This is a genomic window from Streptomyces sp. NBC_01320, from assembly GCF_035974375.1.
Classification (GTDB): domain Bacteria; phylum Actinomycetota; class Actinomycetes; order Streptomycetales; family Streptomycetaceae; genus Streptomyces; species Streptomyces yanii.
This window is the reverse complement of record NZ_CP108390.1, coordinates 3,242,781-3,258,964: the sequence shown is the minus strand read 5'-3', so window position 1 is coordinate 3,258,964 and position 16,184 is coordinate 3,242,781. Positions and strand designations below refer to the sequence as shown.

Below are 16,184 nucleotides of genomic sequence, written 5' to 3'. Positions count from 1 at the left end.
TCAGGCCTCCGGCGCTTCGAACTTGGAGGTGCGCTGCATACCGGCCGCGCGGCCCTTGCCCGCGATGACGAGCGCCATCTTCCGGCTGGCCTCGTCGATCATCTCGTCGCCGAGCATCGCCGAACCCTTCTTGCCGCCCTTTTCCGAGGTGCACCACTCGTATGCGTCGAGGATCAGCTCGGCGTGGTCGTAGTCCTCCTGCGAGGGCGAGAACACCTCGTTGGCCGCGTCGACCTGACCGGGGTGCAGCACCCACTTGCCGTCGAAGCCCAGCGCCGCCGCACGGCCTGCGACCTCGCGGTACGCGTCCACGTCACGGATCTGCAGGAAGGGGCCGTCGATCGCCTGGAGGTCGTGCGTACGGGCCGCCATCAGAATGCGCATCAGGATGTAGTGGTACGCGTCCGCGCCGTAGCCGGGCGGCTGCTGACCGACGACCAGGGTCTTCATGTTGATCGACGCCATGAAGTCGGCCGGGCCGAAGATCAGCGTCTCCAGGCGCGGCGACGCGGCGGCGATGTCGTCGATGTTCACCAGGCCCTTGGCGTTCTCGATCTGCGCCTCGATGCCGATCTTCCCGACCTCGAAGCCCATCGTCTTCTCGATCTGGGTCAGCAGGAGGTCGAGCGCGACGACCTGCTGGGCGTCCTGCACCTTCGGCAGCATGATGCAGTCGAGGTTCTGGCCGGCGCCCTCGACGACCGTGATCACATCACGGTAGGTCCAGTGCGTCGTCCAGTCGTTCACGCGGACGACCCGGGTCTTGCCCGTCCAGTCGCCGTTGTTCAGCGCGTCGACGATGTGGTGCCGGGCGCCCTCCTTGGCGAGCGGGGCGCAGGCGTCCTCGAGGTCCAGGAAGACCTGGTCGGCCGGGAGTCCCTGGGCCTTCTCCAGGAACCGCGGGTTCGAGCCCGGCACAGCCAGGCAGGAGCGACGCGGACGCAGACGGTTCGGGAGGTGCGCGGCGGAGCCGCTCCCCGGAAGGGTGGTGGCGGGAGACGGGTGGGCAGGCTGGGTCATGCGGGGACCTCCAGAGGGTCGAGCTTGTTCGCTTTCCGGATCTCGTCGACGATACGGCCGATGATCTCCGTGATACCGAAGTCCTTCGGGGTGAAAACGGCGGCGACACCCGCCTCGATCAGCACGGCGGCGTCGGCGGGCGGAATGATCCCGCCCGCGATCACCGGGATGTCGTTCGCGCCGGCCTCGCGCAGCCGGTTCAGTACGTCCGGTACGAGCGCGGCGTGCGAGCCGGACAGGATCGACAGACCGACACAGTGCACGTCCTCGGCGAGCGCCGCCGAGACGATCTGTTCGGGGGTCAGCCTGATCCCCTGGTAGACGACCTCGAACCCGGCGTCACGGGCCCGTACGGCGATCTGCTCGGCGCCGTTGGAGTGCCCGTCCAGGCCCGGTTTGCCGACCAGCAGCCGCAGCCGTCCGGCGCCGAGGTCCTCGGCGGTGCGCGCGACCTTGTCCCGTACGAGAGCGAGCGGCGTGCCGGCCTCCGCGGTGACGGCGACCGGGGCGGACGAGACGCCCGTCGGGGCACGGAACTCGCCGAACACGTCGCGCAGCGCCCAGGACCACTCGCCGGTGGTGACACCCGCGCGGGCGCATTCCACGGTCGCCTCCATCATGTTCTCGGTGCCGGCCGCGGCCTTCTTCAGTGCCGCGAGGGCCTCGGAGGCGCGCGCCTCGTCACGGTTGTCGCGCCACTCGTGGAGTGCCGAGACCACCCTTGCCTCATTGGCGGGGTCGACCGTCATGATCGCGCCGTCGAGGTCCGCCGTGAGCGGGTTCGGCTCGGTCGTCTCGTAGATGTTGACGCCGACGATCTTCTCCTCGCCGCCCTCGATCCGGGCCCGCCGCTGCGCGTGCGAGGAGACCAGCTCCGACTTCAGATAGCCGGACTCGACGGCCGCCATCGCGCCGCCCATCTGCTGGATCCGGTCGATCTCCGCGAGGGACTCGGTGACCAGGGAGTCGACCTTGGCCTCGATCACATGCGATCCGGCGAAGATGTCCTCGTACTCCAGCAGATCGCTCTCGTGCGCGAGGACCTGCTGGATGCGCAGCGACCACTGCTGGTCCCAGGGCCGGGGGAGCCCCAGAGCCTCGTTCCAGGCGGGCAACTGCACGGCCCGGGCGCGGGCGTCCTTGGAGAGGGTCACGGCCAGCATCTCCAGGACGATGCGCTGGACGTTGTTCTCCGGCTGCGCCTCGGTCAGTCCGAGGGAGTTGACCTGGACGCCGTAGCGGAAGCGGCGCTGCTTGGCGTCGGCGATGCCGTACCGCTCGCGGGTGACCTGGTCCCAGATGCGGCCGAAGGCGCGCATCTTGCACATCTCCTCGATGAAGCGGACGCCGGCGTTCACGAAGAAGGAGATGCGGGCGACCACATCGCCGAACTTCTCCTCCGGCACCTGGCCCGAGTCGCGCACGGCGTCCAGGACCGCAATGGCCGTCGACATGGCGTACGCGATCTCCTGGACCGGAGTGGCCCCCGCCTCCTGCAGGTGGTAGCTGCAGATGTTGATCGGGTTCCACTTCGGGATGCGGTTGACCGTGTACGTGATCATGTCGGTGGTCAGCCGCAGCGAGGGACCGGGCGGGAAGACATGCGTCCCGCGCGAGAGGTACTCCTTGACGATGTCGTTCTGCGTGGTGCCCTGGAGCTTCGTGGCGTCGGCGCCCTGCTCCTCGGCGACCACCTGATAGAGCGCCAGCAGCCACATCGCGGTGGCGTTGATCGTCATCGAGGTGTTCATCTGTTCCAGTGGGATGTCCTGGAACAGCCGCCGCATGTCACCGAGGTGCGAGACGGGCACGCCGACCCGGCCGACCTCGCCGCGGGCGAGGATGTGGTCGGGGTCGTAACCCGTCTGTGTCGGCAGGTCGAAGGCGACCGACAGACCCGTCTGGCCCTTGGCGAGGTTGCGCCGGTAGAGCTCGTTGGACGCCTCGGCGGTCGAGTGACCAGCGTACGTCCGCATGAGCCACGGGCGGTCCTTCCGGCGGCCCGTCATGTCAGACATTCCTGAAGCGGTTGATGGCGTCGATGTGCTGCTCGCGCAGCTCCTCGTTGCGCACACCCAGACCCTCGCGCGGGGCCAGCGCGAGAACGCCGACCTTGCCCTGGTGCAGGTTGCGGTGCACGTCGTACGCGGCCTGGCCGGTCTCCTCCAGGGAGTAGACCTTCGACAGCGTCGGGTGGATCTTGCCCTTGGCGATCAGCCGGTTGGCCTCCCACGCCTCGCGGTAGTTGGCGAAGTGCGAGCCCACGATCTTCTTCAGCGACATCCACAGGTAGCGGTTGTCGTACTCGTGGTTGTAGCCCGAGGTCGAGGCGCAGGTGACGATCGTGCCGCCCTTGCGGGTCACGTACACCGAGGCGCCGAACGTCTCGCGGCCCGGGTGCTCGAAGACGATGTCGACGTCCTCGCCGCCGGTCAGCTCACGGATCCGCTTGCCGAACCGCTTCCACTCGCGAGGGTCCTGGTTGTGCTCGTCCTTCCAGAACCTGTAGCCCTCGGCGTTGCGGTCGATGATCGCCTCTGCGCCCATCTTCCGGCAGATGTCCGCCTTCTGCTCGCTGGAGACGACACAGATCGGGTTGGCGCCACCGGCCAGCGCGAACTGCGTGGCGTATGAACCGAGTCCGCCGCTGGCGCCCCAGATCAGCACGTTGTCGCCCTGCTTCATGCCGGCGCCGTTGCGCGAGACGAGCTGGCGGTACGCGGTGGAGTTGACCAGGCCCGGAGCCGCGGCCTCCTCCCAGCTGAGGTGCTGCGGCTTCGGCATCAGCTGGTTGGACTTGACGAGTGCGATCTCGGCGAGGCCGCCGAAGTTGGTCTCGAAGCCCCAGATCCGCTGCTCGGGGTCGAGCATCGTGTCGTTGTGGCCGTCCGAGGACTCCAGTTCGACCGAGAGGCAGTGCGCGACGACCTCGTCGCCCGGGTGCCAGGCGTTGACGCCGGGGCCGGTGCGCAGGACGACGCCCGCCAGGTCGGAGCCGATGACGTGGTACGGCAGGTCGTGGCGCTTGGTGAGCTCGCTGAGCTTTCCGTAGCGCTCCAGGAACCCGAAGGTGGAGAGCGGCTCGAAGATCGAGGTCCAGACGGAGTTGTAGTTCACCGAGCTGGCCATGACGGCGACCAGCGCCTCACCGGGCCCGAGCTCCGGGACCGGCACCTCGTCGAGGTGCAGCGACTTGCGGGGGTCCTTGTCGCGCGTGGCGAGCCCGGCGAACATCTCCGTCTCGTCCTTGTGCACGGTCACCGCGCGGTACGACTCAGGGATGGACAGGGCCGCGAAATCTGCGGCGGTGCTGTCCTGCGATTGGATCGCGTCCAGGATTTCCTTCACGGTGTGCCTCCGGGATGGGGTCTCCCCTGCTCGAGCGGAGCCGAGAACTTGGGGAATGCGTCGAGGGACGCTTGAGGGTCCCTGCCAACGGGGGGTGCGGTGCGGTGTGGAGGTGCTGCCGTCGGTTCGGCTGAGTAAAGCTTCGGCTTGCTCTGGTGGAGCAGAAGGGTTTGCCTGTGACGCAGGCGCCCGGGCGCGCAGGCACATGGCTTGCGGGGACAGCCGGCGTACGTGAGGTCTCTGCACGCCGGCCGCCCGGACAACTTCAACGTATGGCACTCCGTGACACCTGGCAAGGCACTCGGTGCCAACGATTTCTCTCAGTTGTCATCCGCCGGGCACGTATGAGCAACGACGGGGCTGTTTCGCGCCGTTCTGTCCCGCTGGGTCCGGTCAGGCCGGGCGCCGGTACACATAGGGCGTGGTGATGGTCAGGACCCGGAAACCGAGCCGCTGGAGGATCGGTCTGCTCAGGTCGGTCGCGTCGACCTGCAGATACCGGAAGCCACGCTCGGCGGCGATCCGGGCGCGGTACGCGACCAGCGCCCGGTAGATGCCCCTCCCGCGCCACGGCTCCACGGTCCCGCCGCCCCAGAGCCCCGCAAAGCCGGTGCCCCGGTACAGCTCCATCCGGGCCGAGCTCACCGGCTCGTCGCCCACCATGGCCAGCACCCCGACGAAGCTGTCGGGGGTCGCGGCCAGCCGCGCCAGCACCTGGTGCCGCAGCCGCGACCCGTCGGAGCCGAACGCCCGCTCGTGGGCCGCGGCCATCAGCTCCACACCGGCCGCGTCCGTCACCGTGCGCAGCGTGATCCCCTCGGGGAGCTCCACGGCCGTCGGGAGGTCCGCGACGGGGGCGATCAGGAGGGTCTCCGGCGGCTCCGCGACGAAGCCGGCGCGCACCAGCCGCTGCCCCAGGTCGGCCGGCCGGTCGTGCGCGTACAGCTTCCATTCGAATGTTTCGTGGCCGAGCGCGGTGAAGTGCTCCACCTGCTCGGCGATCGCCGCATCCGCCCGTAGGGCGTCCAGACCGGGGGACGACCAGACGACACCGTTCCAGTCGTCGGCCGCCCCGGCCTGCCGCACGACATCGGCGGTGCGCTCGACGCGGACGCCGGGCCCGTCGGGGCGGGCGTGCTCGCGCAACTCGCGGTCGAAGAGAGTCAGCAGGATGTCGCGATCGTGAGTCATCCGCCCACCGGAGCACAGCGGTACGGGCGCGGCAACCGGGTTTCCCCGCCCGGACGCGCGAACGCCGGACGAGCTCGGCGGCGAGCCCGTCCGGCGACGGTGGAACGGCCGGCCGACAGGCCCCCGCTCAGCGGTCCTTGAGCGCCTGCTGGATCGTGCGCATCACTTCGTCGAGCGATGCGTCCGTCCGCGCCACCGCGACGAGCACCTCGCCCTCGGTGCTCACCGAAGCGGCGGGCGCCGGCGTCGGTTCGGCCCCGGCGATGCGCCCGGCCCCGATGCCCGTCCCGAACGTGTCCCGGACGATCGCGAAGGCGCGGTCGAGCTGTGCCTCCACATCGCCCTGGCCGCCCGCCCTCAGCCAGCGACGCAGCACATGGTTGTGCGCGGTGACGACGGCCGACGCCGCGACCTCCGCCAGCAGCGGGTCGTCGTTGCCGACATGGTGATCGCGCTCGTCGAAGTGGCCCAGCAGATAGCGCGTGAACAGCCGCTCGTAACGGGCCACCGAGGCGATCTCGGCCTCCCGCAGCGTGGGGACCTCACGGGTCAGCTTGTAGCGGGCCACCGAGACGGCGGGCTTGGCCGCGTACATCTTCATGACTTCTTTGATGCCGCGGCAGACGGTGTCGAGCGGGTGCTCGTGCGCGGGGGCGGCATTGAGGACGGCCTCGGCCCGGACGAGGGTGTCGTCGTGGTCGGGGAAGATCGCCTCTTCCTTGGAGCGGAAGTGCCGGAAAAAGGTCCGCCGGGCGACTCCCGCGGCGCCCGCGATCTCGTCGACCGTCGTGGCCTCGTACCCCTTCGTGGCGAAGAGCTCCATCGCCGCGGCGGCCAGTTCGCGTCGCATTTTGAGCCGCTGGGCGGCGGCGCGCGTTCCTGCGGCACTCTCCGGGGCGTCGGGCGCGGCGGAGACACGGGGGGACCTGGCGGACTGGGACATGGTGTGAACGTACTGCATCGGCGCAGGAGAGCGCGCCTGAGGGGGCGGACCGCCCGGCCGTACGTCCCGCGTCGCGGGCTGCGCGGGCGGATCGAGCAGCCCTCCCCATCCGGCTCCCGGCCCGGGAGCCGCCGGTGGTGCCCCGGCCGGGCGCTCACGCCCGGCCGGGGCACCGGTCCGCCGTTCGGACACCTGCCGGTCCTCAGCGCCGGGCATATTCGCGGAAGCCGCGCCCCGTCTTGCGGCCGAGGCAGCCGGCGGCCACCAGGTGTTCCAGCAGCGGCGCCGGGGCCAGGCCCGGGTCGCGGAACTCGCCGTGCAGCACCTTCTCGATGGCGAGCGAGACATCGAGCCCGACGACGTCCAGGAGCTCGAACGGGCCCATCGGGTAGCCGCCGCCCAGCTTCATCGCGGCGTCGATGTCGTCGAGGGTCGCGTAGTGCTCCTCGACCATCTTGATCGCGTTGTTGAGGTACGGGAACAGCAGCGCGTTCACGATGAACCCGGCCCGGTCCCCGCAGTCCACCGGGTGCTTGCGGATCTTCCGGCACACCTCACGGACGGTTGCGTGGACGTCGTCCGAGGTCAGCACCGTACGGACCACCTCGACGAGCTTCATCGCGGGCGCCGGGTTGAAGAAGTGCATCCCGATGACGTCCTGCGGACGCGAGGTCGCCCGCGCGCACGCCACGACCGGCAGCGACGAGGTGGTGGTGGCGAGCACCGCGCCCGGCTTGCAGATCTTGTCCAGCGTGCCGAACAGCTGCTGCTTGACCGCGAGATCCTCGGCGACCGCCTCGACCGCGAGGTCGACATCGGCGAACGAGTCCAGCGAACCGGCAGCGGTGATCCGGCCCAGGGTCTCGTCCCGCGCCTGCGCCGTCAGCCGCCCCTTGGTGACCGAACGCTCCAGCGACTTGGCGATCCTCCCCTTCGCGGTGTCCGCCTTCTCCTGGCTGCGCGCGGCGAGCACCACGTCGTAACCGGCCTTCGCGAAGACCTCCGCCATGCCCGAGGCCATCGTCCCGGAGCCCGCGACGCCCACCGACCGGACCGTGCGCCCGGCCTCCGCTCCTGCACTCTCCAGCGGGGTCTGCGCGTCCGGCACCACGGTCTGGCTGCCCGGCGCCACGTACGTGTAGAAGCCACGGCCCGCCTTGCGGCCGGTCAGACCGGCCTCGCTGAGCTGCTTGAGGATCGGAGCGGGGGCGTGCAGCCGGTCGTGCGACGCGGAGTACATCGCCTCCAGGACGGTACGGGCGGTGTCGACGCCGATCAGGTCGAGCAGCGCGAGGGGGCCCATCGGCAGGCCGCAGCCCAGCTTCATGGCCGCGTCGATGTCCTCACGGGAGGCGTAGTTCGCCTCGTACATCGCGGCGGCCTGGTTGAGGTAGCCGAAGAGGAGCCCGTCGGCGACGAAGCCCGGCCGGTCGCCCACCGCAACCGGTTCCTTGCCGAGTTCGCGGGCGAGCTCCGTGACCGCCTCGACGGCCGTCGGCGCGGTCAGCACCGAGGAGACCACCTCGACCAGCTTCATCGCGGGCGCCGGGTTGAAGAAGTGCAGGCCCAGCACGCGCTCGGGGTGCTGCGATTCGGCCGCGAGCCGGGTCACCGACAGGGCGTTCGTGCCGGTCGCCAGGATCGCGGTGGGGGAGACGATCGAGTCGAGCTCACGGAAGAGCTGCTGCTTGATCTCGTACGACTCGGGAACGACCTCGATGACGAGCTGCGCGTCCGCCACGGCCTGCAGGTCGGAGAAGGTACGGAACCGGGCGAGCACGTCCAGGCGCTCCCCCTCGGTGATCCGCTCCTTCTCCACGGCGCGGGCGGTGGAGGCCTCCAGGGCGGCGACGGCCTGGCGGGCAGCCGCGTCGCTGACATCGATACCGATGACCTCGCGGCCGGCCCGGGCCAGGACCTCGGCGATGCCGATGCCCATGGTGCCGAGACCGACGACGGCGATGGTGGAGAGAGGGGTGTCCATCACGGGACTCCAGAGAATGAGTGACGACTGAGTGGGCGCACGGCGCGCACGGATCAGCTGGGACCGAAAGGGTCCAACCAGCGCATGGCGTGCGGGAATTGCGTGTCGAGGTGTTCCTGGCCGGAGGTGCGGGAGGCACGCCCGGACGGGAAAGGGAGTGACGGACTCTGTCCCGGAGTCGCGTCTCACAAAGCTGCCGAACCGACAAGCACTCCCAGTGGCTGCGTCACCAGGCCACTGGAGTCGGCGGGGAGTGTGTCCCGCTCACATGAGATTAACCGGCGAGTAACGAGCGCGCCAGCCCCGAGTCGCTGTGCGCCGGCTCACACTGACCGTGGTCGCCGATACCCTCAGGGTCATGGACGAGGAGTTCCGGTCCCTGACCGACCGGCTGGCGGACGAGGCGGGGGAGTCGGCGGCCTACCGCAGGCTGCTCGCCACCGACGACGACGAGGAACTGGCCCGGGTCCTCGTCGAACGGGAGCGCCCGCTCTGGGCGCGTGAGATCGCCGCGTTCCGGCTCGGCTGCGGCGGGGACCGACGGGCCTTCGAAGCACTGGTTCTGCTGCTCAACCACCGCGACCCGGAGCGTTGTGTCTCCGCGGCCCACGCCCTGGTGCGCCTGGGCGACCCCCGCACCCCGCGTGCCGCCGCCGCGCTCGCGACGAACACCCTGCGCACCGCGTACGCCCTGCACCCGGTCCGCCTGCTCACTGCCCTGCGGGCCCCCGAGTCCGTCCCGGCGCTGATCAGTACCCTGGAGCGGCTGCTGGGGCCGGACGAGCCGCACTGGAGGGTCGCGCTGGCCTGTGTGGAGGGTCTGGGGCAGCTCGGCGACGCGCAGGCCCGCCCGGTCCTGGAGGCGGCGCTGCCTCACCCGAGGCTCGGCGGCGCCGCCGAGGAGGCGATCAGCCGGCTGCCGAAGGGCTGAGGGGCCGTACGTAGCGCACCTCGGGCACGAGAACGCCGCCGACCCGGAAGGGTTCCTCGATGCCGTCCGGCGCGAAGCCCGCACGCTCGTAGAAGCGGCGGGCCGGCGCGTTCTCCTTGAGGACCCAGAGCGCCAGATCGGGGAACCCGTCCGCGGCGCAGCGAGCCAGGATCTCAGTCATCAGGGCGCGGCCCACCCCGGTCCCGAGGTGCTCGGGCAGCACGTAGACGGCGTACAGCTCGGCGCGGGCGAGCCGCCTGCCGTCCGCGCGGTACGGGCCGTAACAGGCCCAGCCGATCACACCCCGGCCCGGCCGCTCGGCCACCACATTGACGACTGTGTTGCGCTCGGCGAAGAAACCGCGCCGCCGCTGCGCGTCCTCGGCGATGTCCATCGCGTCCAGATACGCCTGCGGGATCAACCCGGCGTACGCGGCCTGCCAGCCGCGCACCCGGACCGTGGCGACGGCCTCGCAGTCGTCGACGGTCATGGAACCGGACGGACAGGTCGGGGGCGTACGCGGAGGTGGGCCGTGTCGTCATGCGGACCATGGTGGCGTACGCCCCCGAGGGCGTGCGATCGGGTCACGGGGCGCGCAGTCCCCTCCCGTCAGCCGTGGAAGCCGAGCAGCCCGTGCAAGGTGCTGCCGCTGCTGTCCGCGCGCTTCGCCGACTTCACCTTCGCCGCCTCGGCGGTCAGCGGCTTCGGGTCGGGCGACGTCGGGCAGACCGCATCCGCGTCCGTGAGGCTGCCGTCGCCGCGCGGGACGGTGCCCTTGGCGAGATAGTCCGTCAGGTACTTGTCCAGGCATGCGTTGCCGCTCAGCGTGACACCGTGGTTGCCGCCGCCCTGCTCGACGACCAGGCTGGAGCCGCGGAGCCGCCGGTGCAGGGTGACCCCGCCCGCGTACGGTGTGGCCGCGTCCTCCGTGGCCTGGAAGAGCAGCACCGGCGGGAGCGCGTGGTTCGAGACCCGCACCGGATTCAGCGGCTCCACCGGCCAGGAGGCGCACGGTGCGTTGTACCAGGTGTTGCTCCAGGCGTAGAAGGGTGCTTTGGCGTGCACCTTCCAGCTGTCGTTGCGCCAGGTGTTCCAGCTCAGCGGCCACCGGGAGTCGCGGCACTGCACGGCCAGGTAGACGGAGTAGCCGTTGTCGCCCTTCGCGTCGACGGCACCGAGCCGGTCGTACGCGGCGACGAGCGCGTCCTGGTCCTTGTGGTTCACGTACGCGGCGAACGTGTCGGCCAGATAGGGCCAGTACCCGTTGTAGTAGCCGCCCGGCAGGAACGTCTCCTCCAGCTCGCTCGGGCCGACCTTCTTGCCCGCGGGCTGTTTCCGCACCGCGTCGCGCATCCGGTACCAGGCCGCCTCGACCCTCGCCGGGTCCTTGCCGAGCCGGTAGGTCTCGTCGTGCTTCGCCACCCATGCGACGAACGCCTTCTGGCGGGCGTCGAACGCGTAGTTCTGGCCGATGTTGTCCTCGTACCAGACCCCGTCCGGGTCGACGTTCGAGTCGAGCACCAGCCGCCGCACCCGCTGCGGGAACAGCTTCGCGTACACCGCGCCCAGGTACGTACCGTACGAGTACCCGAAGTAGTTGATCTTCGGGGCGCCGGTGGCCTGCCGGATCACATCGAGGTCCTTGGCGGCGCTGACCGTGTCCATGTACGGCAGCAGGTCGGGGTACTTCCTGCCGCACTCCGCGGCGAAGTTGCGCGCCCGGTCGCGGCGGGCCCGCTCGTCGGCGAGGGTCCGCGGCACCGAGTCGGGCCGCGGCGGCTTGAAGTACTTGGGTACGCAGTCCAGCGCCGGGGAGCTCTTCCCGACCCCGCGCGGGTCGAACCCGATCACGTCGTACTGCGCGGCGACGTCCTTCGGGAGCGAGGACGCCACGAACCCGGCCATGGTCAGCCCGCTGCCGCCGGGACCCCCGGGGTTGACGAACAGCGGGCCCTGCGAGTTCTTCGCGGTGTGCGGGATCCGGGACAGGGCGAGAGTGATCCGTCGGCCCGACGGGTCGTCATGATTGAGCGGCGTACTGACCTTTGAGCACTGCAGATTCGGATACACCTTGGTGCCGCAGCCGGTCCAGCGGAGTTGCGCGGCATGCGGTGCGACGCCGGCGGCGGCCGCCGGGGACGGCACGGCGGTCACCAGACCGGCGACCGTCGCGCCGACGGCGATCAGAATTCCTGAACGATTCGTCATATGGCCTCCCGTGGTGGAGGGAATGCGGCTGCGTGTGGCACAGCCCCCGCCGCATGCTCCCCACATTCGGACACGGAAGGACATGATCGGGTGAGAGTTGACCCGTTTGCCGAGGTGGTGACGGAGGATCAGAGAAGGGTCAGCTGGGTGGACCCGGGACCGTCCGGAGGCGACTGCCGGTCGAGCCGTTCCTGCCGGACGGAGATCCGGCGTGCCTCGCCGCGGCGCGCCGGTCCGATGCCGAACTCGGCCGCCAGCTCGTGGACCCGGCGTGTGATCGTGCGCTGGTACCAGGTGGGCGCGTACGCCCCGTCCGCGTAGATCTGCTGGTACCGCGGCACCAGCTGGGGATGGTGCTGCGCGACCCACTGCATGAACCACTCCCGGGCGCCGGGCCGCAGATGGAGGACGAGCGGGGTCACCGAGCTCGCCCCGGCGTCGGCGATCGCGCGGACCGTGGCCCGCAGCTGGTCCGGCTGGTCACCGAGGAAGGGGATGACGGGTGCCATCAGCACACCGCAGTCGATGCCGTTCTCGCTCAGGGTGCGCACGACGTCCAGCCGGCGCTCGGGGGACGGGGTGCCGGGCTCCACCGTGCGCCACAGCTCCGGATCGACGAAGCCGACCGAGACGGAGATGCCGACCTCGGTGACCTCCGCGGCCTGCTTGAGCAGCTCCAGATCGCGCAGCATCAGCGTGCCCTTGGTCAGGATCGAGAACGGGTTCGCGTGATCACGCAGGGTCGCGATGATGCCGGGCATCAGCCGATAGCGGCCCTCCGCGCGCTGGTAGCAGTCGACATTGGTGCCCATCGCGATGTGCGCGCCGTGCCAGCGGCTGGAGGCGAGCTCGCGGCGCAGGAGCTCCGGGGCGTTGATCTTGACAACGATCTGGGAGTCGAAACCGAGCCCGGTGTCGAGGTCCAGGTAGCTGTGGGTCTTGCGGGCGAAGCAGTAGACGCAGGCGTGCGTGCAGCCCCGGTACGGGTTCACGGTCCATTCGAACGGCATCCGCGACGCGCCCGGCACCCGGTTCACGATCGAGCGGGCCCGGATCTCGTGGAAGGTGATCCCCCGGAATTCAGGGGTGTCGAAGGTGCGCGTGGTCACCGCGTCCGCGGCGAAGAGCGTGCCCGTACCGGCCTCGCGGGTGTTCTCGACCAGATTGTCCCAGCGCATGGACGCCTCCTCGGTAGCACTGGAGAGAGAATAGAACACTTGTTCCCTTGATCGTTTTCTCCCCTTCGTCCCGGCCCGGATTTTGAGCGGCGTGCCGGAGGTGATTGGCTCAGCACACCCCCGAACAACCGAGTGCTGGAGGAACAGCCATGGCGCAGGTCGAGGCCACGACAGAGCGGATCATCGCGGCGGACGCGGAGACCGTGTTCGACGCGCTGGCCGACTATCAGGAGGTCCGGGGCAAGGTCCTGCCCGGCCACTTCAGCGAGTACGAGGTCCGCGAGGGCGGTGACGGCGAGGGCACCCTCGTCCACTGGAAGCTCCAGGCCACCAGCAAGCGGGTCCGCGACTGCCTGCTCGACGTGACCGAGCCGGCCGACGGGCAGCTCGTCGAGAAGGACCGCAACTCGTCGATGGTCACCACGTGGACCGTCACCCCGGCCGGTGAGGGCCGGTCCAAGGCCGTCGTCTCGACCGTCTGGAACGGCGCCGGCGGCATCGGTGGATTCTTCGAGAAGACCTTTGCGCCCAAGGGGCTTGGACGCATCTACGACGAGCTGCTGCAGAACCTCGCGACCGAGGTCGAGAAGTAGCCTCGTGCAGCGCTGACCGGCCTCACCGATTCGGGTGGTTTTTCCGGCCGGTCGGTTGTGCGCCGTAGTGGCTCCCACCGGGGAATAAGTCCCCCGAGTGCGCCGTCGGCGCCCCCCGTCGCGTTTGCCCTCCCTTGTCGCGCAATGCGAGAAATGGGCGGCGCAGATGCGACGAGGGGAGCGGCACGTGGCGGGTGGAATCACTCTGGTGAAGGACGAGCCGGACGGTGCGGAGGACGAGGCCGAGGCGACGACCGCGGATCCGCACGGTGTGCAGACCGCCGCCCTGCCCGGTGCGGTGCCCGCGCCCTCGCCACCACCGGGTCCCGACGCCGCGGAGATCAGCCCCCGCCGGATCCGGCTGGTCTTCCTCGGACTGATGCTCACCCTGCTGCTCGCGGCGCTCGACCAGATGATCGTCGCCACCGCCCTGCCGAAGATCGTCGGTGAGCTGCACGGCCTGGAGAAGATGTCCTGGGCCGTCACCGCTTATCTCCTCGCCTCCACCATCGGGCTGCCGATCTACGGAAAGCTCGGCGATCTCTTCGGCCGCAAGAGCGTCTTCCAGTTCGCCATCGTCGTCTTCGTCGTCGGCTCCGCGCTGGCCGGCTGGTCCCGGACCATGGACGAGCTGATCGCCTTCCGTGCAGTCCAGGGCGTCGGCGGCGGCGGGCTCATGATCGGGGTCCAGGCGATCATCGCGGACGTCGTACCGCCCCGCGAGCGCGGCCGTTTCATGGGGCTGATCGGCGCCGCCTTCGGTCTCGCGTCCGTCGCCGGACCGCTGCTCGGCGGCTTCTTCACCGACCACGCGTCCTGGCGCTGGTGCTTCTACATCAACGTCCCGTTCGGACTGGTCACGCTGGCCGTCATCACCGTCGTACTGAAACTCCCCAAACCCGCCGTCCGGCCCCGGCTCGATGTGCTCGGCGCGCTGCTGCTGGCCGCCGCCTCCACCTGCGTGGTGCTGCTGACCAGTTGGGGCGGTACGGAGTACGCCTGGGGCTCGCGCACCATCCTCGGGCTGGCCGTCGGGGCCGTCGGAACGGCTCTCCTCTTTCTGGTCGTCGAGCGCCGCGCGCCCGAACCGGTGATCCCGCTGAGGCTGTTCCGCGACTCGATCTTCAACGTGACCGCGCTCGTCGGCGCGGTCGTCGGCGTCGCCCTGTTCGGCGCCGCCAGCTATCTGCCGACGTTCCTGCAGATGGTCGACGGCGCCACCGCCACCGAATCCGGGCTGCTGATGCTCCCGATGATGGGCGGCATCGTCGGCGCGTCCGTCGTCTCCGGCCAACTGATCTCCCGTACCGGCCGCTACCGCGTCTACCCGATCCTCGGCAGCGCGATCTCGATCGTCGGCATGTGGCTTCTCTCCCGTCTCGAAACCGACACCCCACGCGTCGAATACAGCATCGCGCAGGCCGTCCTCGGCATCGGGATCGGCCTGATCATGCCGGTGCTCGTCCTTGCCGTGCAGAACTCCGTACCACCCGCCGACCTCGGCACCGCCACCAGTGCGAACAACTACTTCCGGCAGATCGGCGGCAGCGTCGGCGCCGCCGTCTTCGGGACGCTCTTCGCGGGCCGTCTCGCCGACGCCCTCGCGGTCCGCCTCCCGTCCGGCGCCGACCTCCCCGACCCCGAGTCGATCACCCCGCAGCTGGTCCACGCCATGGAGCCGGCCCTTCGCGACAGCTACATCCAGGCGTACGCCGACGCGATGCCGCGGATCTTCCTCTACCTCGTGCCGGTGCTCGCACTCGGCCTCGTCATCGCCTTCTTCCTCAAGGAGAAACCGCTGGTGTCCCACCACAGCCCCGAATCCGCAGCCGCCGAGTCCGCCACCCCCATCCCCGCCGCCCGCACCACCCACGCCCCTCCACCGCCCGTCTACCTGTCGGGCGTCCCGGTGTGCGGCTGCGTCCAGCACCCCGACGGTACGAAGGTCCCCCGTGCCGCCCTCACCCTGATCGACATCCAGGGGAAGCAGGTCGGCCGCGGTGCGAGCGGCGACGACGGGCGGTACGCGCTGAGCGTGCCCGGCTCCGGTTCGTACGTCCTCATCGCGGCGGCCGGAGGACACCAGCCGCAGGCCGTCAGCGTCACCGTCGGGGAGCGGCCCGTCGAGCTCGACGTGGTGCTCGGCGGTGCGGGCCGGCTGGCCGGGACTGTCGTCACGGCCGACGGGATCCCGGTGCGGGATGCCGCTGTCACGCTCACCGATGTGCGCGGCGAGGTGGTCGCGTCCACCCGCAGCGGCCGTGAAGGCGGTTATGTGATCTCGGAGTTGGTGGCCGGAGAGTACACCCTTGCCGCCAGCGCGCCCGCCTTCCGGCCCGCCGCGTTGCCGGTCAGCGTGCAAGCGGCCAGGGAGACCCGGCAGGACATCGAGCTGGCCGGGGGCGCGGTGCTGCGCGGCGTCGTACGGGCGAGCGGCGGACGGCCTGTCGAGGACGCCCGGGTCACGCTCCTCGACGCGGCGGGCAATGTCGTCGACACCCTGACGACCGGGCCCGACGGGGCGTTCCGCTTCGTGGACCTGTCGACCGGCGAGTACACCGTCATCGCGGCGGGGTACCCGCCGGTGGCCACTGTCCTCCAGGTCGCGGGCGGCGGGCGCACCGAGCGTGACCTGCAACTCGGTCACGAGGACTGACGCCGCGTCCCGGCGCCGCGTTGTGCGCGGTGGTGCGAGGTGGTGCGCGGGCGCACCACCTCCGGGGGCGATTCCGCCGATGACCGGCGGGCGCCGGACGCCGGGACGTACCGTGGAGTCACACGCCGCAGA

12 protein-coding genes are annotated in these 16,184 nt (G+C 70.3%); 3 read left to right on the top strand and 9 right to left on the bottom strand.

What is annotated here, in order from left to right; all coding sequences use genetic code 11:
• From OG395_RS15080 to OG395_RS15055, 6 genes are all read right to left on the bottom strand, one after another.
• On the bottom strand, nucleotides 1-1,020 hold the full coding sequence (locus OG395_RS15080; RefSeq protein ID WP_327243402.1) for an HpcH/HpaI aldolase/citrate lyase family protein: 1,020 nt from the start codon (nucleotides 1,018-1,020) through the stop codon (nucleotides 1-3).
• Complete coding sequence (locus OG395_RS15075; protein ID WP_327243401.1) at nucleotides 1,017-3,029, bottom strand: protein meaA; 2,013 nt, start codon at nucleotides 3,027-3,029, stop codon at nucleotides 1,017-1,019. Before OG395_RS15075 ends, OG395_RS15080 begins: the two co-directional genes overlap by 4 nt.
• A gap of 1 nt (nucleotide 3,030) precedes the next feature.
• On the bottom strand, nucleotides 3,031-4,368 hold the full coding sequence (gene ccrA / locus OG395_RS15070; RefSeq protein WP_327243400.1) for a crotonyl-CoA carboxylase/reductase: 1,338 nt from the start codon (nucleotides 4,366-4,368) through the stop codon (nucleotides 3,031-3,033).
• A 393-nt stretch (nucleotides 4,369-4,761) separates the two neighbouring features.
• The gene (locus OG395_RS15065) at nucleotides 4,762-5,559 is read right to left on the bottom strand and encodes a GNAT family N-acetyltransferase (RefSeq protein ID WP_327243399.1); all 798 of its coding nucleotides are present in this window, start codon (nucleotides 5,557-5,559) and stop codon (nucleotides 4,762-4,764) included.
• A 127-nt stretch (nucleotides 5,560-5,686) separates the two neighbouring features.
• Nucleotides 5,687-6,502, bottom strand: a complete 816-nt coding sequence (locus OG395_RS15060) for a TetR family transcriptional regulator (RefSeq protein WP_327243398.1) — start codon at nucleotides 6,500-6,502, stop codon at nucleotides 5,687-5,689.
• A gap of 202 nt (nucleotides 6,503-6,704) precedes the next feature.
• Nucleotides 6,705-8,486, bottom strand: a complete 1,782-nt coding sequence (locus OG395_RS15055; RefSeq protein ID WP_327243397.1) for a 3-hydroxyacyl-CoA dehydrogenase family protein — start codon at nucleotides 8,484-8,486, stop codon at nucleotides 6,705-6,707.
• 358 nt (nucleotides 8,487-8,844) lie between these two features.
• Between OG395_RS15055 and OG395_RS15050 the strand changes: the two genes are divergently transcribed.
• A complete protein-coding gene (locus OG395_RS15050) occupies nucleotides 8,845-9,417 on the top strand; it encodes an adenylosuccinate lyase (protein WP_327243396.1) in 573 nt (190 codons plus the stop codon).
• Here OG395_RS15050 and OG395_RS15045 read toward each other — a convergent pair.
• The 3 genes from OG395_RS15045 to OG395_RS15035 all read right to left on the bottom strand — a co-directional run bounded on the left by OG395_RS15045 (nucleotide 9,395) and on the right by OG395_RS15035 (nucleotide 12,803).
• The gene (locus OG395_RS15045; RefSeq protein WP_327243395.1) at nucleotides 9,395-9,907 is read right to left on the bottom strand and encodes a GNAT family N-acetyltransferase; all 513 of its coding nucleotides are present in this window, start codon (nucleotides 9,905-9,907) and stop codon (nucleotides 9,395-9,397) included. The genes OG395_RS15050 and OG395_RS15045 overlap by 23 nt on opposite strands.
• Nucleotides 9,908-10,026: 119 nt before the next feature.
• Nucleotides 10,027-11,625 (bottom strand): alpha/beta hydrolase, encoded by a 1,599-nt coding sequence (locus OG395_RS15040; RefSeq protein WP_327243394.1) that lies wholly within the window; start codon nucleotides 11,623-11,625, stop codon nucleotides 10,027-10,029.
• Between the two features lie 128 nt (nucleotides 11,626-11,753).
• The gene (locus OG395_RS15035; protein ID WP_327243393.1) at nucleotides 11,754-12,803 is read right to left on the bottom strand and encodes an Rv2578c family radical SAM protein; all 1,050 of its coding nucleotides are present in this window, start codon (nucleotides 12,801-12,803) and stop codon (nucleotides 11,754-11,756) included.
• Nucleotides 12,804-12,952: 149 nt separating this feature from the next.
• Between OG395_RS15035 and OG395_RS15030 the strand changes: the two genes are divergently transcribed.
• Both OG395_RS15030 and OG395_RS15025 read left to right on the top strand, forming a co-directional pair.
• On the top strand, nucleotides 12,953-13,396 hold the full coding sequence (locus tag OG395_RS15030) for an SRPBCC family protein (RefSeq protein WP_327243392.1): 444 nt from the start codon (nucleotides 12,953-12,955) through the stop codon (nucleotides 13,394-13,396).
• Nucleotides 13,397-13,583: 187 nt separating this feature from the next.
• On the top strand, nucleotides 13,584-16,052 hold the full coding sequence (locus tag OG395_RS15025; protein ID WP_327243391.1) for an MFS transporter: 2,469 nt from the start codon (nucleotides 13,584-13,586) through the stop codon (nucleotides 16,050-16,052).
• The last annotated feature ends 132 nt before the right edge of the window (nucleotides 16,053-16,184 follow it).